This window comes from Sphingomonas yantingensis, assembly GCF_014199325.1.
Taxonomy (GTDB): Bacteria; Pseudomonadota; Alphaproteobacteria; order Sphingomonadales; family Sphingomonadaceae; genus Sphingomonas; species Sphingomonas yantingensis.
On sequence record NZ_JACIJJ010000008.1, the window covers coordinates 31,105 to 51,908 of the forward strand.

At 66.1% G+C, this 20,804-nt stretch carries 18 protein-coding genes; 2 read left to right on the forward strand and 16 right to left on the reverse strand.

Translation table 11 applies throughout. The features are described from left to right. Positions 1–6: 6 nt before the first annotated feature. Positions 7–1,365, reverse strand: coding sequence for an O-antigen ligase family protein (locus FHR19_RS17315; protein ID WP_184031170.1), 1,359 nt, complete (start codon positions 1,363–1,365; stop codon positions 7–9). A 223-nt stretch (positions 1,366–1,588) separates the two neighbouring features. On the opposite strand from FHR19_RS17315, the gene FHR19_RS18015 reads away from it, so the two are divergent. Further along, the gene (locus FHR19_RS18015; RefSeq protein ID WP_221228617.1) at positions 1,589–2,857 is read left to right on the forward strand and encodes a sugar transferase; all 1,269 of its coding nucleotides are present in this window, start codon (positions 1,589–1,591) and stop codon (positions 2,855–2,857) included. Positions 2,858–2,872: 15 nt separating this feature from the next. On the opposite strand, the gene FHR19_RS17325 is transcribed toward FHR19_RS18015, so the two are convergent. Next, a complete protein-coding gene (locus tag FHR19_RS17325; protein ID WP_184031172.1) occupies positions 2,873–4,360 on the reverse strand; it encodes a glycosyl hydrolase family 28-related protein in 1,488 nt (495 codons plus the stop codon). 189 nt (positions 4,361–4,549) lie between these two features. Between FHR19_RS17325 and FHR19_RS17330 the strand changes: the two genes are divergently transcribed. Next, positions 4,550–5,692 carry a glycosyltransferase gene (locus tag FHR19_RS17330; protein WP_184031174.1) on the forward strand — a complete coding sequence of 381 codons (1,143 nt, stop codon included), beginning with the start codon at positions 4,550–4,552 and terminating at the stop codon, positions 5,690–5,692. 7 nt (positions 5,693–5,699) lie between these two features. Here the strand turns inward: FHR19_RS17330 and FHR19_RS17335 are convergent, their stop codons facing one another. The 14 genes from FHR19_RS17335 to FHR19_RS17930 all read right to left on the reverse strand — a co-directional run bounded on the left by FHR19_RS17335 (position 5,700) and on the right by FHR19_RS17930 (position 20,771). Then, complete coding sequence (locus tag FHR19_RS17335; protein ID WP_184031176.1) at positions 5,700–6,824, reverse strand: glycosyltransferase; 1,125 nt, start codon at positions 6,822–6,824, stop codon at positions 5,700–5,702. A 48-nt stretch (positions 6,825–6,872) separates the two neighbouring features. After that, the gene (locus FHR19_RS17340; RefSeq protein WP_184031178.1) at positions 6,873–8,414 is read right to left on the reverse strand and encodes an oligosaccharide flippase family protein; all 1,542 of its coding nucleotides are present in this window, start codon (positions 8,412–8,414) and stop codon (positions 6,873–6,875) included. After that, on the reverse strand, positions 8,392–9,015 hold the full coding sequence (locus FHR19_RS17345) for an LbetaH domain-containing protein (protein WP_184031180.1): 624 nt from the start codon (positions 9,013–9,015) through the stop codon (positions 8,392–8,394). Before FHR19_RS17345 ends, FHR19_RS17340 begins: the two co-directional genes overlap by 23 nt. After that, entirely contained in the window at positions 9,012–9,662 is a 651-nt protein-coding gene (locus FHR19_RS17350) for a NeuD/PglB/VioB family sugar acetyltransferase (RefSeq protein WP_184031183.1), read from the reverse strand. Before FHR19_RS17350 ends, FHR19_RS17345 begins: the two co-directional genes overlap by 4 nt. A 2-nt stretch (positions 9,663–9,664) precedes the next feature. After that, positions 9,665–10,765 carry a DegT/DnrJ/EryC1/StrS family aminotransferase gene (locus FHR19_RS17355; protein WP_184031185.1) on the reverse strand — a complete coding sequence of 367 codons (1,101 nt, stop codon included), beginning with the start codon at positions 10,763–10,765 and terminating at the stop codon, positions 9,665–9,667. After that, complete coding sequence (locus FHR19_RS17360) at positions 10,762–11,988, reverse strand: class I SAM-dependent methyltransferase (protein ID WP_184031188.1); 1,227 nt, start codon at positions 11,986–11,988, stop codon at positions 10,762–10,764. Before FHR19_RS17360 ends, FHR19_RS17355 begins: the two co-directional genes overlap by 4 nt. Position 11,989: 1 nt before the next feature. Further along, positions 11,990–12,541 (reverse strand): dTDP-4-dehydrorhamnose 3,5-epimerase family protein, encoded by a 552-nt coding sequence (locus FHR19_RS17365; protein WP_184031191.1) that lies wholly within the window; start codon positions 12,539–12,541, stop codon positions 11,990–11,992. A gap of 7 nt (positions 12,542–12,548) precedes the next feature. Further along, a complete protein-coding gene (gene rfbG, locus FHR19_RS17370; RefSeq protein WP_343053326.1) occupies positions 12,549–13,604 on the reverse strand; it encodes a CDP-glucose 4,6-dehydratase in 1,056 nt (351 codons plus the stop codon). Then, entirely contained in the window at positions 13,601–14,377 is a 777-nt protein-coding gene (rfbF, locus tag FHR19_RS17375; protein WP_184031194.1) for a glucose-1-phosphate cytidylyltransferase, read from the reverse strand. The genes rfbG and rfbF overlap by 4 nt, the downstream gene beginning before the upstream one ends. A gap of 87 nt (positions 14,378–14,464) precedes the next feature. Beyond that, complete coding sequence (locus tag FHR19_RS17380) at positions 14,465–15,574, reverse strand: glycosyltransferase family 4 protein (RefSeq protein ID WP_184031197.1); 1,110 nt, start codon at positions 15,572–15,574, stop codon at positions 14,465–14,467. After that, positions 15,571–16,827, reverse strand: coding sequence for a hypothetical protein (locus FHR19_RS17385; protein ID WP_184031200.1), 1,257 nt, complete (start codon positions 16,825–16,827; stop codon positions 15,571–15,573). Before FHR19_RS17385 ends, FHR19_RS17380 begins: the two co-directional genes overlap by 4 nt. Before the next feature lie 14 nt (positions 16,828–16,841). Next, positions 16,842–17,693 (reverse strand): GDP-mannose 4,6-dehydratase, encoded by an 852-nt coding sequence (locus tag FHR19_RS17390; RefSeq protein WP_184031202.1) that lies wholly within the window; start codon positions 17,691–17,693, stop codon positions 16,842–16,844. Further along, on the reverse strand, positions 17,693–18,730 hold the full coding sequence (gmd, locus tag FHR19_RS17395; RefSeq protein ID WP_184031204.1) for a GDP-mannose 4,6-dehydratase: 1,038 nt from the start codon (positions 18,728–18,730) through the stop codon (positions 17,693–17,695). Before gmd ends, FHR19_RS17390 begins: the two co-directional genes overlap by 1 nt. Before the next feature lie 220 nt (positions 18,731–18,950). Continuing rightward, positions 18,951–20,771, reverse strand: coding sequence for a DUF4214 domain-containing protein (locus FHR19_RS17930; RefSeq protein WP_343053327.1), 1,821 nt, complete (start codon positions 20,769–20,771; stop codon positions 18,951–18,953). Positions 20,772–20,804 lie beyond the last annotated feature (33 nt).

Below are 20,804 nucleotides of genomic sequence, written 5' to 3' on the forward strand. Positions count from 1 at the left end.
TGCGCGCTATAGATGCTCGTCCGCCGCCGGTAAAGGCGACGAACCCGTCCGCGCCGGACCCTCGGCCAGCCAGACCGCGGCGATCACCGCGACCGCCATCATCAGCGGCGTGCGGACCGGATAGTCGAACGCGCTCGCCACGACGAGCAGGAGGAGGATCGCCGACCCCGTCCGCGCCATCGCCCGACCCGACCCGTCCGGCCCGCGCCACGCCCGGACGCTCTTCCATGCCCACCACGCCAGGCACCCGGCGATCAGCAGCGCCCCCGGTAGCCCGGCGTCCAGGACGACCTCCAGATAGTCGTTGTGCGCATGGTTGAAGAAGGTCGGCTTCAGAAGCGCATAGGGCTCGTGCACGCGGAACATCGCATCGAAGCCGCCAAGGCCCGAGCCGACCGGGAAATAGGTGCCGAGCATCGACACGATCGTCGGCAGCGCGCGCACGCGCATGTCGGCACCGACCTCCACCGCGAAGGCGCGGTCGATCGCCGCCGCCCGGCCGGCCATGACGCTGACCAGGACGACGATGGCGACAATCGCCGCGACCCCGCCGACGACCGCCGGCAGGGCCCATTTGGGCGCATGGGCCCATTCGCGCATCAGGTTGCGACGCACGATCGCCACGCCGACCAGGATCGCCGCGCCGCCGGTGAGGAGCCCGCTGCGCGAGCCGGTACCGAGGATCACGAGCTCGAACAGGACGACGAGGCCGAGCGCCGCGCCCGCCCGCCAGCCCGGCCGCCGCCCGTCACGGAACGCCCAGACCGGAGCGACGAGGCACCCGATCGCCAGCAGCGTGGCGAAGTGGTTTCGGTTCGCGAACGTACCCCGCACGTCGCCGGCGGTATCGTTGACGAACGGATTGTCGAGGCTGGCGCCGGTGAACTGGATCAGGCCGACAAGCGCCGACGCGGCCACGAGGATCAGCAGCGCCGCGGGCTGCCATTCCCGGCCCGCGCGGCCGACCGCCATCATCAGGTAGAAGGTCACGATGGGGACGATCAGCGCCCCCGCCGCGTTGATCGCGCCGGCGGGCATGATCGCCAGCGGCCGCCACGGCTGCCCCTCGCCCAGCATCGCCGCCGCTTCGGCAAAGGGGGCGCGGCCGGGCAGCGCCTGCCAGATCACCGGTGGCAGCGGCACGAGCTGGACGAGCGCGAGGCCGAGCATCAGGCCGAGCATCAGGCCGACGGGCCAAGCGCGCCCGATACGCGGCGGCGCCGCGAGCAACAGCGCGGCGACCAGCGCCAGCCACGCGGCCGCGCGGACGATCGCCTGCCCGGCGACATCGGCGCGCGACGCCCCGCCCGCCACCCAGAGCGCCAGGAAGAACGCACAAAGCAGGAGCGCCGGCAGCGGCAGCATGGCCGCCGTTCGGGTTCGCGATGTCGTCGGCATTCTGGCAAAAACCCTGTCTTGGGACGGTCCGTAAAGGGCATGGCAGTGGTCGGTTTACACCCCGATGGCAACCCGGTAATGGCGGCTCCGTTCGAAAGCCTGGCAACAGACTTTCCCCTGATGCGACCGCCGGCGATCTAACTCGAATGGTAGACGGAACAGCTTGCGCGGCCATGATGAGTGCGAATTAGTGGCTGAGCAGATCCTGCGTCGACATGGCAGCTGGCAACGGTTGCGCTGGAATATCCTTGGTGTTCTCGGCTGTTGTCTTATCCCTTATCTCGCGCGTCTGGTCACCAATCCTGTCGGTGACGGCCCCGGCCTGCTGGTCGCCACGCTGACCGGCAGTCTGATCGCGTCGCTGATCGGCGTCTATCTGCTGCGAAGCCTCAGCAACTATCCGGGCGTTCAGAGCAGCCTCTATATCTTTCCGTCGTTCCTGACGGGCTACGGGATCGTCTTCTTCACGTTCCTGTTCAGCCGCTTCTATTATTCGCGTCTCGTCTTCATCAGTTCGCTCCTGTTGTGCGTCGCGTGGTTTTATGTCGCCTATTTCAAGGCGCAGCGGCGCAGCGGGCCGACGATCGGCATCATCCCGGTCGGCGCGGCCGTCGAGCTGATCGAGGTCCCGCATGTCAAATGGCGCGTGCTGGACGATCCGATGGACGACGCTTCCGATCTTTCCGCGATCGCGGCGGATCTTCGTGCCGACCTGTCCGATGACTGGGAACGGCGGCTCTCCGACTATGCGCTCGACGGGCTGCCGGTCTATCACAGCAAGCAATTGCATGAATCGCTGACCGGGAAGGTGCAGCTCGAACACCTGTCCGAAAACAGCTTCGGCAGCCTGTCGCCGGTTTCGGCCTATATGACGCTCAAGCACCTGCTCGACTGGATCACCGCGGCCCTCGCGCTGCTTTGCCTGCTGCCGGTATTCGTCTTCGTCGCGGTGATGATCCGCCTTGATTCGCCCGGCCCCGCGATCTTCCGCCAGCAGCGCATCGGTTTCCGCGGCCAGCCCTTCACCTGCTACAAGTTCCGGACGATGCGGGTGGCACCGGCGGCGGCCGGGGACGACCGGTCGCACGCGATGACGCAGTCGAACGACCAGCGGATCACCCGGATCGGCCGCTTCCTGCGCACCTCGAGGCTCGACGAGCTGCCGCAGATCCTGAACGTGCTGAAGGGCGAGATGAGCTGGATCGGCCCGCGGCCCGAAGCGACGGTGCTGTCGCGCTGGTACGAGGCGGAGCTGCCCTTCTATCGCTATCGCCATATCGTCCGGCCGGGCATCACCGGGTGGGCCCAGGTCAACCAGGGCCATGTCGCCGACGTGGACGAGGTGCTGCACAAGCTGCACTTCGATTTCTACTATATCCGCCGCTTCTCGCCGTGGCTCGACATCCTGATCGTCGCGCGCACGATCCGGACGATGGTGACCGGGTTCGGCGCCCGCTGACGCGCGCCGCCGGCGCTATCGGGCGCGCGCCAGGTTGGCGAGCGGGCCGGGTTCGATGACGCTGGCATCGCCGATCGTCGCGTGGTGCAGGACCAGTTCGTCGCCGCCCCTTGCCCGCATGATGAGCTCGATCAGGCTGAAGTCGCCGTAATTCACGGGCACGTCGACCTTTATATAGGTCTGGACCTCCCGCGTTGCGGGCAGCGTGCCGATCAGGCGCCAGGGCTGGCGCGACATCGCCCCGCTGGTCGCCTTGAGCTCGACGGGCGCGGTCGCGCTGTAGACGATGACGATATACGCCGCCGCCCCGGTCCGGCTCGCCTGCACGTCGCCGAGCGTGCCCGCGACGCCGACCAGCGGATTGGCGCCGGTGGGGGCGAGACAGCGCACGCGCCGCGCGTCGCCCACCGCCCGGTCCTCCGCCCGGCAGTCGAACTGCGTCGCCTGCCACGCCCGCCCCAGCGTCGGGGCGAACACGCGCATCGGCATGGTGCCGAGGACGTTGCCGCGCAGCACCGGATTGCCGCCCAGCTTGAGCTGCATGTCGACGTCGCGAAAGACGACGCTGCCCGCCCCGTTCCCGCCGGCGCCGGCAAGCCGGTCGAGCGGGCCGCTCCCCTGCCCTCGGATGGCGGTGCCGTCGATCGTGACGGTGCCGCCCGCGGCGCGGATGCCCGCCCCGTCCCGCCCGTGCCCGACGAAGAGCGCGCCGCCGCGCACCGTGACCCGGCCCGCATTCTCGAGGACGTCGCCGCCGATATCCTCGCCGAGATAACAGGTGTCGAAGGTCGCCGACGCGCCGGGCGCGACGCGGACGCCGATCCCGGCCCCGAACTCGACATCGCAGCCGAGGAACAGGAGCGCGTCGTTGCCGTCCTCGGCCGTGCCCTGCGCCCCGATGTCAAGATGGACCTCCCGCGCGTCGGTGATGCTGCATCCCTGCCACTGGCTGCTGTGATTGGCGCCGCCGAGCCGCCATCCGATGCGCGTCTGGCGGATCTGGCAGTTCGCGCGCCGCCCGAGCCAGGTGTCGCGTTCGTCGATCCCGGTGTCGCACGCGGTCACGCGCACGGTGTCGATCACGGTGCGGTGCCGGTAGCGAAGGCAAAGGCCGGTCTGCGTGCTGCCGCTGCCGTCGAGCGAGAGGCCGAACAGGAACAGGGGGCTGTCGATCCGCTCCACCCGGTCCTCGGCATCGATCAGCCGGGCGAGGCGCGCGCCCGCCTTCACCACGGTGTTGCCGACCGGATCGCCGACGATCGCGACGTGGCGTCCCTTGAGGTCGAGCGGGCGATCGATCCGCGCGGTGCCGGGGGGCAGGATCAGCGGGCGCTTCTGCCGCGCGGCCTCGTCGATCGCCCGCTGGAGCGGCGCACTCTCGTCGGCGCGGCCGTCGAAGCGCAGGCCCAGCTCGCGCGCGGACAGCCCGGTCGCGCGCAGCTGCGTCGCCACGTCGCCCGCGGTCAGCATGGCGGGCGATACCGCCGCCGCCCCCCCGGCCATTCTCAGCAGATCGCGTCGGTCCCAGCCCCGTGGTTTCAACTTGTCGCCTCTCGATGTGATTGCGACCGCATTAGCGCTTGATCGGCGCAGACGTTGCAATCCCCAGGGTCGCTTCATAGGAGGACGGCACCATTCCAGCCCGCGCTGATCGAGGACGGGCACGCATCCCTTCGACGAGGCGATTTATCCATGCCCGAGCAACTTCGCGTCCTGCAACTCGCCAAGCATTTCGCGCCGGATACCGGCGGCATCGAGACGGTGACGCTGAACATCAGCGAAGTGCTCTTGCGCTTCGGGATCCGCGCCGACGTGCTGTGCACCGAGGTGAAGGGCCCCTATGCCGAGACGGCGCGCGACTATGACGTCCTGCGCTGCCGCTCCGACCTTGCCATCGGGAACAAGCGGCTGTCGTGGGAATATGTGACGCGGGGCCGCGCGCTGGAGGCCGAATATGACTGCGCGCTGGTCCATCTTCCCAACCCGCTGGCGATGCTGGCCGCGGCCGCCTGGCGCAAGCCGGTCATCTTGATCTGGCATGCCGATATCCCGCAGACGCCGATCCGCCTGGCCAGCGCGCCGCTCGACCGCTGGATGATCCGCAAGGCGGCGGCGATCATCAGCCCGACCCCCGTCCATACCGGCGCCTCGCACTATGCAACGGCGATCGCGCGGCGCGGGAGCACGGTCATCCCCTACCCGTTCGACCGTTCGCTGATGGCGGCGCCGACCGGGCAGAGCGACTTTGCGCGGCGGCTCGACACGTTCGCGGCGGGCCGGTCGCTGGCCGTCGCGGTCGGCCGCCTCGTCCCCTACAAGGGCTTCGACATGCTGATCGAGGCCGCCCGCGGGTTCGGCGACGACCTGTGCGCGCTGATCGTCGGCAACGGCCCGCTCCGGCAGGCGCTGGCCGACAAGATCGCGGCCGAGGGCGTGGGCGACCGGATCATGATGGCCGGCGGCCTCTCGGACGACGAGCTGGCCGACGCGCTCGGCCGGGCGCGCATGGGCTGCATGCCGTCGGTGACCGCCGCGGAGATGTACGGCATGGCCCAGGTCGAGAGCATGGCCGCCGGACTGCCGATGGTGTCGACGGACATCCCGCGCTCGGGCGTGCCGTTCGTCAACCGGCATGACGAAACCGGCCTCGTCGTGCCCCCCGCCGACCCGGCCGCGCTGGCGGCGGCGATGCGCCGCCTGGCCGAGGACAATGCGCTCTGGCAGCGGCTGCGCGAGGGTGCGCTGCGCAGCGTCGCCGAGGAGCATGACGTCGACCGGGTGGGCGAGCGCTATGCCCGGCTGATCCGCGAGGTCGTGGGCCGCGGTCAGGCCTGACGGTGCGTCAGGCGCCCGCCTTGCCAAGCAACTCGTTCGCCAGGCGGCCGGCGCCGGCGACATCCGTAACCCCTTGAGCAGCCGCGTCGATACGCCGGTAGCTTTCGCGCAGCCGACGCACCCGCAGCAAGGTACGGTCGATCCCGCGAGCGAAGGCTTGTCCACGCGTCGGCGCAGTAGGGACATTGAGCTTGAGACCGTGTTGCTGCACCATCTGCGCAACGGCATTGCGCACCGCCGCGTAATTCTCGGGCGCTACGTCGCGAAGTGCCACACGGCATAGCCGATTGGCGTCGAAATCGATCGCGCCCAATCGCGGCACACGGTCGCGCGCCTGAAGGAACGCCTCAGCCACGACGAGCGGAATGGATTTGGGACAATAGACCACATCCGTATGCGTCGGCAAATCGTTCTCGGCGAGGTAGCGGTTGGCCTCGCTGCTGTCGCCCGTCGTGACGTTCGACCCGCCGTTGCTACGACCTGAAAGGCCCGCGATCGCAAACGGCCGGCGTGCATACACGTAACGCTCGAGAATGCCCGCATTTGCGAAACCTGAATAGGAATCGGGCGTGATCGAGGCATAGTAAGCGCCGCCCGCGGCGACCGCATCGATCACCGACTTGGCGATGAAACCGGTATAGGTGCTCGGCAAGAAGGCATAGCCGCGCCGGAACGCCATGACATCGCGGGCTGCCGAAAGACCCGAAACATGGTGATAGCCACGGCCCAGCGGCATGATCAGTCGATTTGCATAATTCGGGTAAAGGCTCGAAGGCCAATGATAGACCGCATGGGCGGAGTTGACCGCTCTCGTGCCGGTTTCCCGGATGATGCCTGCGGCCTGCGCCGCGCCGTCCAGGATCAGTCCGTCGTCGTCGCCAATGTGCATGACATAGGCATCGTGATCCTCGACCAGCGACAGGCTGAACTCGAAATTGCCCGTCATGCTCAGGCGGCGCGGTGTGCGGACGTAGCGCAATCGCGGATCGTCGAACCCCGCCACCACCGCTGCGGTATCGTCATCGCTGCAATTGTCGCTGACCACGATGCGCAGATCGGCGTAATCCTGCGCGAGGCACGAGCGGATCGTACTGCCCAGTGTCTGACAGCGATCGCGCGTCGGGATGAGCACCGTCAGGCGGGGTCCGGTCGACATGATTGGCTTCTCCTATGGCGATGCTCACGCCGCTCGTTTTCGCGCGATCAGCTCGGCGATGCGCCCCCGGGCAAGCGACGATGCAAGAACGCCCGCTGCGAGCGTGATCACGCACGCGAGCGCGAGCGCGATCACGCGGATTGAAAGCGGCATCGCTGCGGGGAAAGCAAGTCGACACAGGCCTGCAATCAGAAAAGACGCGCTGACGGGAACCAGCACGTCATGGAGGTACCAGGATCGCATTTCGGTTCGAAGCAGGCGGCGATGCATGATCTGGATCGTTATCATCAACGCGAGAAGATTGAGCCCGACCCATGTGAAGGCCGCTCCGATCATCCCGGAACGGGGCACCACGAGCAGCAATGTCGGAAAAACGATCAGAACGCTGAGGGCGTTCATCCGCATGGCAAGCCCCGACCATCCCGCGGCAAGTTGCAGCATGTACGGCAAGTACATGAAACAATGGAGCAGCGTGCCGAAGGCCAGCAACGACAGGATCGGCGCGGCGGTGGTTGCAAGCGCCGGATTTCCGGTCCACATGTCCAGCACCGGCTGCGCAAACAGGATCAGGATCGCCGCGGGCGGCGCGATCGTCGCTGCCACGATCTGCGAGCCCTGATGATACGTCGCGGCCAACTGTTTCTGATCGCCGGCGATCCGGCTCGTCAGCATCGGATAATAGGATTGCGCGACCGGAGCCACGAGCTGGTAGAGCCCGGCGGCGATGGCGGTCGCCAGTGCATAGGCGCTGAATTGATCGAGCGGTATAAGCTTCACCAGCAGGATCTTGTCAGCCTGCGTTAGAAACACGGCGAGCGCTGTCGCGCCGAGCACGCCGCCCGCAAACCCACGCAGCGATCGCACGATCGCCGGATCGAACCGTGCTTTGCCCGATTGCCGGGGCAGGCTGGCGTGGACACAGAAGGCGAACGCAAGCACGGAGAACGCCGAAACACCCGCCTGCCATGCAAAGAACATCTGCGGCGTCGCTGACACAAACGCGAGCGGAACGATGACGCCGCCGGCGCGCAGCGATACGGTGAAGATCGACAGCATGTTGAGAAGGACATGCCGTTGCAAGCCTAGCAGCGCCCCGCGCTGTACCCCTTCGACGATCCTGAGGGCGGCGACGAGGATCATCAGGAACAACGACTGGACGATGGTCGCGTTCGACAGCGCGCGCGCGCCGATCCAATATCGTGCGAGCAAGGGAGCCAGCAGGAGGCCGGCCAGACTTATGGCGACCAGCACGATCACGCACAGCGTGTTAGCCGTTCGCACCAGATCGCGCGCGTGGCGGACCGAATGACCACCGGCCTGGAAGATCGCCAGTTCCCGGTTCAGTGTCGGCGTGAGACCCGCATCGAGCAGGCTGGACGCCGATAGGATGATGGCGAACACCCCGATCAGCCCGAAGGATTCGATCCCGAGATAGTGGATATAGGCGGGTATGAAGATGACATTCGCTGCCGCCGTCCATCCCTGACCCAGATAATTGGCGATGAGATTGACGCGCAGTCCGGTTGCGGCGCCGAACAACCTTTTAAAGGTGGTAATAGCGCGCACTGAACCGTTCCGTGATGTGCTTGAAGACAAGGCGCCCATCCTGCCCGGCAAAGACGATGCAGTTGCCCGGCGTGTCCTTGTTGATGACCTGAACGCCGGCGGAAACGACCGTGTTCTCGCCGATCCGGCACCGCCCGATGATCGCGGCCCCCGGATAGACGACGACCCCCTCGCCCAGAACCGGGCGATCGTCGAGGATCCGACCTACGGTGCATCCTTGATGGAACACGCAGAAATCGCCGTAGTCGGCCTTTGCGAACACCATTCCGACGGTGTGTCCGATCAGCAAGTGATCGGGCATGACGACGTCGAAGAACAGGTCGATCCCGTTCAATGCCTTGTTCAGCAAGAATACGTGCGTTGCCGCCTTCCGATCGTCGCGCAACGCGTAGGAGAGATAGTAAAGGAACGTCGCGTACTGACCCGAAACCAACGGATCAAAGCCGCGCTCCCCACCGATCTGACGTGATACGTTGCGCTGAATACGCTCCAACGCCTGCTCCACCGCCAGTCGGGGCAGTACGATGGGGTTCGAGAACCCCGGAACGATCTGGGCGATCTGCCGCTCCACATACGCGTGGAGGCTCGCGGCGAGCGTCATGCCGGCACGATCACTGTCTTCGGCCTCGCCGGGACGCCGACGACCACCGCCCCCGGGTTCACATCGCGTGTCACGACCGCACCTGCGCCGACGACGGCACCGCGGCCGATCCGGACCCGCGGCAGGATGGTCGCGCCCGCGCCGACGAAGCTATCCGTTTCCACGACGACCTCTCCCGCCAACGTCACGCCGGGCGCAAGGTGGACGCCGGACCCGATGCGGCAGTCGTGGTCGACGGTCGTACCCGTATTCACGATCACTGCCTCTCCGATCTGCGCACAGGCGCCCACGACACTGCCGGCAAGGATCTGGCTTCCGGCACCGACGGTCGCATCGTCGGCGACATATGCGGTGTCATGAACGGCGGTCAGGATATCGCATCCGCGATCTGCCAGCACCTGCTGCAAACGGCGCCGTTCGGCGCCATGGCCACCGCCGATCGCCACCAGCCCCGCCGGCGGGGAGCAGCCGGTGTCGCGCAGCCACTCATCAAGGCCGTTCTCGTCCCGCCACAGCGCGATACCCGCAAAAGGCGCGGTCGCCACTGCTCGATCGATCACCCCGACAAGTTTCAGCGGGCGCCGGCGATACAATTCGGCCAGCACCTTTGCCTGGCCAGTCGCCCCCCAAAGGATGTAATCGCGCACCGTTAGCCGATAGCCGACCGGATCAAGGCAGCGACACGCTGCATCTCCTCCTCGGTCAGATCATGATAGGTCGGCAAATTGACCGCGCGCGGATAGAGCGAATAGCTGACCTTATTCTCGGGCTTGTCCTCGAACATCGGCAACATGCTTACCGGCCAGAAGAAGACGCGGCCATCAATCTGGTTCGCCTTGAAAGCATCCAGCAGCGCGTCGCGATCGAACGCCACCCCCTCGTCGACAACGACGGTGGGCATCCAATAGCCGTTCACGCAACCTTCGGGCTCCGGGTTCATCCGGATCGGCAGGTCGGCCAGCAGGCGGCTGTACGTCTCGAAGACCCGGCGCTTGCCGGCAATCAGTTCGTCCGCACGCTGCAATTGGGCACAACCGATCGCCGCCTGAAGGTTCGACATCTTGTACTTGTAACCGATGACGTCGGACCAGAACTGCTTGGTCTGGCTGGAGTCGCGACCATGCGCGTTGAGCGTGAGGACCTTCTGATAGAGATCGGGACGCGACGTGACAAACAGGCCGCCCTCCCCGGTCGTCAGCGTTTTCGTGCCATGAAATGAAAAGATGCCGAAATCGGCGACCGATCCGGCTCTTTGGCCATGATAGATCGAACCGAACGCCTCGGCGGCATCCTCGATCAGCAGAAGATCGTGCCGATCGGCGATCACCTTGAGCGCGTTCAGATCGGCGAGGTTGCCATAGAGGTGAACGGCGATGATCGCCTTCGTACGCGGGGTGATCGCGGCTTCCACCGCCGCCGGATCGATGCACCAAGTGTCCGGCAGCACGTCGACGAAGACGGGCGTTGCATTGAGATAGGTGATCGGGGCGACGGAAGCGATCCAATTGGTGTCCGCGACGATGACCTCGTCGCCGGCACCGATCCCGGCAGCGGCCAGACCAAGATGGAGCGCGCCCGTGCAGCTCGACGTCGCGATCGCGTGAGGCACGCCGAGAAACGCCGCGAACTCACGCTCGAACCGCTCGATATAGGCATAACAGGCGCTACCCCACCCGTTGCGGGCGGCGTCGGTGGCGAACTCGACCTCGAGGTCCGTAATCGACGGCTTTGTGTATTGAATGCGGGTCATAGCACGCGCAGCTCCGGAATCGCGGTCACGAACTGCGCGCCCCATTCGCGGGCATAGTCGAGCTGCGCGACCACCTCGTCCCTGAGGTTCCAGGGCAGGATGAGGATGAGGTCGGGCCGCTCGCTTTGCAGCGCGTCCTCGCCGACGATCGGGATCCGGCTGCCGGGCATGAACTTGCCCGCCTTGGCCGGATTGCGGTCGACGACGAAGGAAACGAGGTCGCGCCGCACGCCCGCGAAGTTGAGGAAGGTGTTGCCCTTGGCCGCCGCGCCGTAAGCCGCCACCCGCTTGCCGTCGCGCTTGGCCTCGATCAGGAAGGAGACCAGCGCGTCCTTGAGCTGGTCGACGCGCGTCTGGAACCCGGCATAGAAATCCGCGGTGGCGACCCCCGCCTTCGTCTCGCGATCCAGGACCTCGGCGACGCCGGGGCATGCCGCATGCGCCTTGGTGTCGCTGCGCTGCGCATAGACGCGCAGGCTGCCACCATGCGTTGGCAGCGTCTCGACATCGAACACGTCGAGGCCGTTGGCCGCGAAGATGCGCTGCACCGCGGTCAGCGAGAGGTAGGAATAATGCTCGTGATAGACGGTGTCGAACTGACCCTTCTCCACCAGCTCGAGCAGGTGCGGGAATTCGAACGTCGCGACGCCGGCGGGCTTCAGCAGGCGGGCGAAACCGGCGACGAAATCGTTGATGTCAGGCACGTGGGCGAGGACGTTGTTCGCCGCGGTCAGGTCGGCGCTGCGCCCCTCGGCGACGAGCTGCTCGGCCAGCGCGACGCCGAAGAACTCCTCGACGACCTCGATCCCCTTCTCGCGCGCCGCCTCGGCGGTGCTGTGAGTGGGCTCGACGCCGAGCGCGCCGATGCCCGCGGCCTTCACATATTGCAGCAGATAGCCGTCATTGGCGGCGATCTCGACCACCAGCGAATCCGCGCCCAGGCCGAAGCGCGCCTGCATCTGCTCGACATAGCGCTTCGAATGCTCGAGCCAGCTCGTCGAGAACGAGCTGAAATAGGCGTAATCCTCCGAAAAGAACTCTTCACGGTCGGCAAAGTCCTCGGTCTGGACCAGCCAACAGTTCGAGCAGACCGCCACGCGCAGCGGATAGTAGCGCTCGGGCCGGTCGAGATTCTCCTGCGTTACATAGGAGTTGGACGGCGGGGAGGTCCCGAGGTCGACGAACGGGATATCGACCGTTGAATGACAATGGCGGCACTGCATCTCAATAACCTGTCTGCTGATTCAAGCGAGGAAGGGCGGCGTCACGCGGCGACCGCGCCGCGACCGGCAGGGGCCAGTCGATGGCCAGGTCGGGGTCGAGCGCGTCGAGCCCGCCCTCCGCGTCTGGCGCATAGGCGACGGAATGAAGATAGATGAGCTCGCAATCGGGCTCGAGCGTCTGGAACCCGTGGGCGAAGCCGTCGGGAATGAGCAGGCTGTTGCCCTTTCGTGCCGAAAGGACGGTGCCGAAGCATTGGCCATAGGTGGCCGATGCCCGGCGAAGGTCGACGGCCACGTCATACACCTCGCCCGTCAGGCAGCTCACATATTTCCACTCGCCATACGGGCGATGCTGGAAGTGCATGCCGCGAATGGTGCCGGGCGCTTGGGTGAGCGTGTGGTTCATCTGTGCGACGCCGCCAGGCCAACCGGCCCCGGCAAAGGCGGTGGCATCGAAGAACCGGCTGAAGAACCCGCGATGGTCCCCCTTGCGCAGCCGTTCGACTTCGAGAAGGCCGGCGAGCGGCGTCTGCATCAGAACGAGGTCGGCCATGGCGGGATCAGACGCGCGCCGCGATGAACTGGTCGATCTGGTCAAGCGTCGTGCGGCGCATGTCGGCCCCGTCGCGCCATGCGCGGTGCCAGGCCACCGTCTGCTCGAGCGCGCGGTCGAGCCGCCAGCGCGGCCGCCAGCCCAGGCGCTGGCGCGCCTTGCTGCTGTCGAGTTTGAGGAGCCCGGCCTCGTGCGGGTGCTCGTTGCCGTCCCGGGCCCAGCCCGGGCCACCGTAATAGCCGGTCAGCCGGTCGAGGATCCAGCTCACGGTCATTGCGTCGTCTTCGGACGGTCCGAAGTTCCATGCTTCGGCCGCATCCTCGCCGCGGGTCGCAAGCGCCTCGGCAAGCGTGACATAGCCGCTGACGGGCTCGAGCACATGCTGCCACGGCCGTAAGGCCCCCGGGAAACGGCAATGGACCGGCTCGCCCTTGTCCGCCGCGCGGAAGAAGTCCGGGACGAGGCGGTCGTTCGCCCAGTCGCCGCCGCCGATCACGTTGCCCGCGCGCGCCGACGCGACCTGAACGCCGCGGGCGCGCAGGAACGAGTTGCGATAGGCCGACGTCACATGCTCGGCGCAGGCCTTGCTGCTCGAATAGGGATCGAACCCGCCCAGCGCCTCATATTCGCGATACGGCCACGGCCATTCGCGGTTCTCGTAGCATTTGTCGGTCGTGACGCTCACGACCTGCTTGACCGATGCAGTCGCGCGGACGGCCTCGAGCACATTGACCGTGCCCATCACGTTGGTGGCATAGGTCTCGACGGGGTCGACATAGGATTGCCGGACCAGCGGCTGCGCCGCCATGTGGAACACCGTGTCCGGCGCGGCCGCGGCCATCGCCGCGTTGAGGTGCGCGGCGTCGCGAATGTCGCCGACGACATGCTCGATATCCCGCTCGATGCCCAGCACGTCGAACATCGACGGCGAGGTCGGCGGCGCCAACGCGAAGCCGGTGACCTCCGCACCGAAGGACCGGAGCATGGTGACGAGCCAGCTACCCTTGAAGCCGGTGTGCCCCGTGACGACGACGCGCCGCCCCTGCCAATGCGCGGGGTTCACGACCAGACCTTCCAGGGCGCCTCACCCGCCGACCAGAGCTGTTCGAGATGGATCTTGTCGCGCAGCGTGTCCATCGGCTGCCAGAAGCCGCCATGGCGGAAGGCGTGCAACTGCCCGCTCGACGCCAGCGTCTCCAGCGGGCGCTGCTCCCAGACGGTCTGATCGTTCTCGATCAGGTCGAGGCACTTGGGCGACAGGACGAAGAAGCCGCCATTAATCCACCCGCCATCCCCGCGCGGCTTCTCGACGAAGCCGTCGACCTGATCCTCGGCGCCCAGCACCAGCGCGCCGTAGCGCCCAGACGGCTGAACCGCGGTGACGGTCGCGTCGCCGCCATGGCCACGGTGAAAGTCGATCAGCCCGCCGATATCGACGTCGGAAACCCCGTCGCCATAGGTCATGCAGAACGCTTCCTCGTTCTGCAGATAAGAGCGAAGATGGCCGAGGCGGCCACCCGTCATCGTCAGTTCGCCGGTATCGACCAGCGTCACGCGCCACGGCTCGGCCTTGCGCTGATGCACATCCATGGTGTTCCGCTCCATGTCGAACGTCACGTCCGACATGTGGAGGAAGTAGTTCGCGAAATACTCCTTGATGACGTAGCCCTTGTAGCCACAACAAATCAGGAAGTCGTTCACGCCATGCGCGGAATAGAGCTTCATGATATGCCAAAGGATCGGACGCCCGCCAATCTCTACCATCGGCTTGGGGCGAGTGGCCGTTTCTTCGCTCAGACGCGTGCCGAGGCCGCCGGCCAGAATTACCGCCTTCATGAATTCCCCCAAGATGATTCGTCCGGATGGAGTGTCGCGCGGCCACTGGCCTGCAAACCGGCAAAGTTCAAGCCATTTCCCCCGATCCTAAGGGTGCAGAAGCAGACCGAACATGGCCCGCGCGGTGCGTTCCCAAGAAAAGCGTTGCTGGTTAGCGAACCCCGCCACCCGCAGCGCCTGCCGCCGCTCGGGCGAGGCGAGCAGTGCCTCAATCGTCGCCGCGATGCTCACGGGATCGGTCGCATCGAAATACAGCGCGCCGTCCGGGCCACCCACTTCGGGCAGCGCGCTACGGTCCGACGCGATGACGGGCGCGCCCGCCGCCTGCGCTTCCAGCAGGGGCAGTCCGAAACCCTCGGCGAGCGAGGGGATGGCGACGCACAGGCTTGTCTCATAGAACCGGGCGAGATCGGCGTCGCTGACCCCGCTATGGCTCTTGGTCCATTCGCCGGCATCGCAGCGCTGGATCGCGTCGGCCAGCAGCTTCTCGGGGTCCTTGCCGACATGCACGAGCCGAAGATCGGGCCAGCGCCGGCGGGCCAGCGCGACCGCCTCGACCAACGGGCCGGGGTTCTTGTTGCCCGTCAGCGCCGCCACGATCAGGACGAATGGGGCGCGGCCGTCGGGCGCCGGCGCCGGCGGCAGGACCGCGGGCGACGGCAGGCGATTTGCCATCGGCACGACCACAACGTTTCCGGCCAGGGCCGGATAATGGTGCTCGAGGTCGCGCATGGTCGAGGCGGACGTGGTGACGATGCGGGTGCTGCGACGGCAGCAATAGGGAACCGCCGCCGACAGGAACAGGCGCTGGGCACGCGGCATCAGGTCCGGGATCACCTTGAAATATAGATCGTGTACCGTCGTCACCACGGTCGCGGCACCGCGCACAGGCCCGGTAAACGCCGGATTGAGCACGGCATCGACACGCTCGGCACGCAGGATCTGGGGCAGGCGGAACTGTTCGAGGAGAACCCGCTCGATCCGGCCGCCGCGCATCGGCACCTCGATCACCTCCACATGGTCGAGGTCCGCGAAATGGTGCGCGGCGCCGCTTCGGCACAGGACGATGACCCGGTGGTCGCTTCCCCCCTGGCGGCCGAGCCGCCCGAACCACAGCGCCAGTTGCCGGGCATAGTGACCGATCCCCGACAGCCGCCCCGCCTCGACGATCATCGCATTGATCGCGATCGTGCTCATGCCGGCCGCTCCCCGCCCGACCTGGCCGCGTGCAGTCGATACAGATAGAGAAGCCCGGCGAGCATCAGCACCAGGGTCCCGGTCAGGTAATTCGTGCCCCGCACCAAGAGCTCGATCAGATAGCCGATCACACAGGCGCGGGCGAACAGCTCGCCGTCCGGCATGTCGCGCCCCGCCTGCCGCGACATCAGGCGGAGCCGGGCGAAGCTGCGCATCGCGGCGATCACGAGGGCGGTGGCGAGCGCAAGGCCGATCATCCCGAACTCGCTGCCGATCTTCGACAGGATGAAGCCCCCGTCCTGAAGATTGGCATCGCGGCCCAGCAGCGCATTGATGCGGAACGAGGCCGGGACATTGGTATAAACGACGCCCAGCTGCTGGAAACCGACGCCCCAGCCATAGGTCCGCTCGAGCGATTCTTGCAGCATCTGCCATCCCTGGACGTAGACCAGAGCCGAGATGTTGTTGCTGTTCGCCCAGTCGAAGTCGAGCCGCTCGGTATAATAGCTGAGGTCGAGGCTGGCCGCAGCGACGACGAAGACCGCGAGCCCCCCGCCCAGCCAGGACAGCGGCAATGCGACCATCGCGGCGAGCAGGACAGCCGCGATGACGGTGAGGTTGGCAAGCGCGAAGCCGAGCCCGAGGAATACCATGATGGTCGCAAGCCTGGCGACCACGCCCATCCGCATTACGGTGAAGATCAGGACCGCAGCGACCGAGAAACCGAGGAACGACGGCTCAGTATAGGGAAAGATCGGTTTCTCGCCCAGGCTCGGGGTCGGCGGCTGAATCTGCAGCAGCGAGAAGATGATGCTGACGAAGAAAAGGATGCAAAGCGAAAACACGATCGTGCGAAGCCGCGATTCGACGCCGATCGTGTCGGCGACCGCGGGCACCGCCAGGATCACGATCGAGATCAGCGCGAGCGACAGAAACGCCCGCTGGACGTCGAACGACGGATCATTGTCGATCGCGTTGGCCAAGAGCATGTGCAGCAGGACGATCACCGCCACGAGGACGATCGTGCCGATCGACCACTGGACGTTGCGCGACGACGCCGGGATCAGGCCCACCCCCGCCAGCACGAACGCGGCGATGGATGCGGCGACGGTCCCGGGCGTGAACGACACCGCCTCGAAAAGAAATCCGATCGTGCCGGGCAGGAAGAACAGCGCGCCGAGCAGCGCGGCCGAGACGAGCGTGTTCGACCGTCGCAGCACCATCACGTCCCGGCCGGGGGAAGTTCCAGTCATCAAGCGGGCCGCCTCTATGGTTTTGCCGCGTACATCCAGGCGAGGGTGTCGGCGATCGGGCGGGGCGTCCAGTCCGGCAACGCCGCCCGCAGCAACCGATTGTCACCCCCCAGCACCGCCACGTCGTTGGCGCGGACAAAGGCCGGATTGACCTCGACCGCGGGACGATGGCCGGCGATTTCGGTCAGTCGATCAAGGATATCGTCGATCGAATGAACGGCACCCGTCGCGATGTTGAGCACCGGCGGCGGCGTATCGGCCGACAGCGCGAGGCCCGCATAGGCCGACGCAACGTCGCGTACGTCGCCGAAATCGCGGCGCACGAATAGATTGCCGAGTTCAATCGTGTCGGCCTTGCGCCGAAAATGGTCGACGATCTTGGGGATCAGATACGCGCCGTCCTGACCGACGCCGGTATAGTTGAACGGGCGCGTCGCGACGATCGACAGCCGGTCGCCCCAGCAGCGGGCGCCATGCTCCATCGCCAGCTTGCTGACCGCATAGTGATTGGCGGGCCGGGTTGGCGCATCCTCGTCGATCAGCCCTTCGGACGCGGGGCCATAGACCTGCGCGCTGCTCGACACGATGCAGCGCGCGCCCGGACGGTGCCGCGCCGTCGCCTCAAGGACGTTGAACGTCCCGATCTGGTTGACGTCGTAGAACGGCCGCCAGTCGTCGGCGTGGACGAACGCCTTTGCCGCCAGGTGGATCAGACGGTCGAACGGCGTCGCCCCGACCTCTGCATCGATCGCCTGCCGGTCGGTTAGGTCGGCCGACAGGGCGACACAGGTTGCACCCGCGGCGGTCAGCGCCTCGCGGACGAAACGCCCCGTGAACCCGCGCGCCCCAGTCAGGGCAACGCGCATCAGAACGACCAGCCTGCCTGATTGCGCCGCATGTCGGCCGCGACCATCAGCGCGGCCAGCTCCTCGAGCTGGACCTTGGGCTCCCAGCCCAGATCGGCCTTCGCCTTGGCCGGATCGCCGATCAACAGCTCGACCTCGGCCGGGCGATAGAAGGCCGGGTTGACGCGGACCAGCGTCTTGCCCGTCTTGGCATCGCGGCCGCTTTCGTTCTCGTCCTTGCCCGACCACTCGATCTCGATCCCCGCCTCGGCGAAGGCGAGCTCGACGAAGCGGCGGACGGTCTCGGTCCGGTTCGTGGCGAGCACGAAGGTGTCGGGCGTGTGATGCTGGAGCATCAGGCGCATCCCCTCGACATAATCCTTCGCATAGCCCCAGTCGCGCTTGGCATCGAGGTTGCCGAGTTCGAGCACGTCGGCCTTTCCGAGCGCGATCTTCGCCACGGTGTCGGTGATCTTGCGCGTCACGAACTCGCGGCCGCGCAGCGGGCTCTCGTGGTTGAACAGGATGCCGCTCGTCCCGAAGATATTGAAGCTCTCGCGGTAGTTGACGGTCAGCCAGTGCGCGTAGAGCTTGGCCACGCCGTAGGGGCTGCGGGGATAGAAGGGCGTATCCTCGACCTGGGGGATCGCCTGGACCTTGCCGAACATCTCCGACGTCGATGCCTGATAGAAGCGGATGTTGCGGTTGACCGTGCGGATCGCCTCGAGAAGATAGGCGGCGCCGAGGCCGGTGATCGCACCCGTCGTGATCGGCTGATCGAACGACACGCCCACAAAGCTCTGCGCCGCCAGATTGTAGATCTCGGTCGCTTCGGAGGTTTCGATGAGGCGGATGGCCGACCCCATGTCGGTGAGGTCGTACTCGACCAGCTTGAGCTGGGGGTGCCCGCCGATCCCCAATTCGTCGATACGCCAGAAATTGACCGAGCTGGTCCGACGATAGGTTCCATAGACGGTGTAGCCGCGATCCAGCAGATTCTCTGCGAGATACGCGCCGTCCTGACCGCTGATCCCGGTAACGATGGCAGTCTTGGTCACGTAATCCTCTTTCGTCGTCTGGGCGTTTCGGCGCCGTCGGAAGATGGTGGCACGCCCTTAGGGTGGTGCGACGACAATTGCCAGCCTTTGTCCGACGCCCGCCCCTCAGCCCGAAGCGACCGGAAATCGCCGCCGGATCGACAGTGCCAGACACCATTTGGTCGACCCGGTGCGGGTCCCCGACGGGCTGCGGCACCCAACCATGCGCGATCGTCCCTCGTCACACGATGACGTCAATGCCCTGCAGGATGTGCGCCGAGAACAGATTATAATGTTCGACGGAAAGCGCGACGTCTTGAAGGACCGCCGCGGCGCTGGCGCCCTTGTCCAGCTGATCGGTGTAGAACGCCCTACCCCCCGCGTCCGGGGCGCGATCGAGGCTGTTCTGATAGATGTAATCGACGATCTGGCCGTTGTTCTTGCCGGCGATTGCGGCCGCGAACTCCGACGAACCGGCAAACTCGGCCGTCACCTGGGCCAGCGTCATCACGCCCGCCTTCACCCGCTCGGCATAATAGGTGAGCCCGCCGGCGTCGGGCAGCCGGTTGGTGAAGCCGTCGTACAGAAGCGCGACCGACTGGAAGGTGTCGTCGGTATTAAAGAAGCCCTTGGCGACCAGGCTGGCGGTCAGGCCGCGGTGTTCGGCCGACTCCGACAGGTCGACGACGAACGCACCCCGCGTCATGCCGTTGTTCAGCGCCTCCGTATAATAGGCCTTGCCCCCGGCATCGGGCGCCCGCCGCAGCGCATGCTCATAGACATAATCGACGAACGCCGCGTTCGAGAGCCCGCCGGTCGCCTCCTGGAACTCCTTCGATCCCGCAATCTCGTTGGCCACCGCCGCCAGAAGGACTTTTGCGTCTTCCATCCGGTCGACATAATAGTCGAGGCCCACCGGGTCAGGGGCACGCCCCAGCACCGTGTCATAGACGCGCAGCACCTGCGCGAATGCCGCGTCCGGATCGATCTGGAACACACCGTCCCTGAACGTCACGGATTCGACGCCGGTCAGCGTATCCGTGCCCTCCGAACCGCCACCGCGTACCGTGAGGGTGCCATTGGCGACCGACGGGGCATAGGTCCGGTAGAGCCCGGTATACGCCGCCCGGTCGAAGCCGGCACCGCCATCAATGGCATCGTTGCCCGCCCCGCCCTGCAGGACGTCGTTACCAGCACCGCCAAACAGCCGATCATCGCCGTCACCGCCATCGATCCGGTCGTCGCCGCTCCCGCCATATAGCTCGTCGGCAAAGCGGGACCCGGTGATCGTATCGTCGCCGCCCGCTCCGTCGAACAACACACCCACGTCATCGTTTCGGGTGGAGGCGGCGGCCGTCATCACGTTTGCACGGTCGTCGCCATGGCCCTCCGCCCGAATGCTGTATGTGTTCATCTCAAGGTTCTCGAAGCCGCTGATCGTGAACCGGGCACCGAAACTCGTCGCGAAGCCTTTGCCCATCTCGACGACGAACCCGATGTTCGTCTTGAGCAGATCGGTGCCTGTGCCCCCGTCGATCGAACCTGACGTGTAGGATCCGTTGGTGAAACCCGAGAGGAAGGCAGTGTCGTCGCCGTCATCGAGGAAAAGGTCAATGCCGACGCTGACAAACACGTCGTCATTTCCCCCGCCGGTGCGCACCTCCAGGCCGACGATGCTAGACGGCAAGCTGACCCAGTCGTTGCCGGATCCGAGCAAGACGCGCTCGACATTCGCGATCTCGTATTTCTGGCTGCCGACATAGATCCCGGCAACATAGCGCCCCGGGCCATTCTGGATCGTCCCCAGAACGACCGGCGAGACGCTTCGAAGATCGATCGTGTCGAAGTCGTCACCGCCGTCGATCAGGCCGACCGCCGTTGGGGCGGGCGAGCTAAATTGAACCGCACTGAACCTGAAAAGGTCGTTCCCCGCACCGCCATACAGCTGGTCGGCACCGAGAACGCCGTCGATCGTATCGTCGCCCGCGAAACCGTAGATGACGTCCTCCCCGTCGGTCCCGGTCAAGACGTCGTTCCCAGCGGTGCCCTCAATCCTTGCCACTTTTCTGCCTCTCGTTCGACGACCGTACCCCAG

Excerpts from the sequence above, each read along its gene's own strand:
- FHR19_RS17315 (WP_184031170.1), bottom strand. The coding sequence starts at position 1,365 with ATGCTGCCGCTGCCGGCGCTCCTGCTTTGTGCGTTCTTCCTGGCGCTC.
- FHR19_RS17325 (WP_184031172.1), bottom strand. The coding sequence starts at position 4,360 with ATGGCCGGGGGGGCGGCGGCGGTATCGCCCGCCATGCTGACCGCGGGC.
- FHR19_RS17330 (WP_184031174.1), top strand. The coding sequence starts at position 4,550 with ATGCCCGAGCAACTTCGCGTCCTGCAACTCGCCAAGCATTTCGCGCCG.
- FHR19_RS17345 (WP_184031180.1), bottom strand. The coding sequence starts at position 9,015 with ATGACGCTCGCCGCGAGCCTCCACGCGTATGTGGAGCGGCAGATCGCC.
- FHR19_RS17355 (WP_184031185.1), bottom strand. The coding sequence starts at position 10,765 with ATGACCCGCATTCAATACACAAAGCCGTCGATTACGGACCTCGAGGTC.
- FHR19_RS17360 (WP_184031188.1), bottom strand. The coding sequence starts at position 11,988 with ATGCAGTGCCGCCATTGTCATTCAACGGTCGATATCCCGTTCGTCGAC.
- FHR19_RS17365 (WP_184031191.1), bottom strand. The coding sequence starts at position 12,541 with ATGGCCGACCTCGTTCTGATGCAGACGCCGCTCGCCGGCCTTCTCGAA.
- rfbF (WP_184031194.1), bottom strand. The coding sequence starts at position 14,377 with ATGAAGGCGGTAATTCTGGCCGGCGGCCTCGGCACGCGTCTGAGCGAA.
- FHR19_RS17380 (WP_184031197.1), bottom strand. The coding sequence starts at position 15,574 with ATGAGCACGATCGCGATCAATGCGATGATCGTCGAGGCGGGGCGGCTG.
- FHR19_RS17385 (WP_184031200.1), bottom strand. The coding sequence starts at position 16,827 with ATGACTGGAACTTCCCCCGGCCGGGACGTGATGGTGCTGCGACGGTCG.
- FHR19_RS17390 (WP_184031202.1), bottom strand. The coding sequence starts at position 17,693 with ATGCGCGTTGCCCTGACTGGGGCGCGCGGGTTCACGGGGCGTTTCGTC.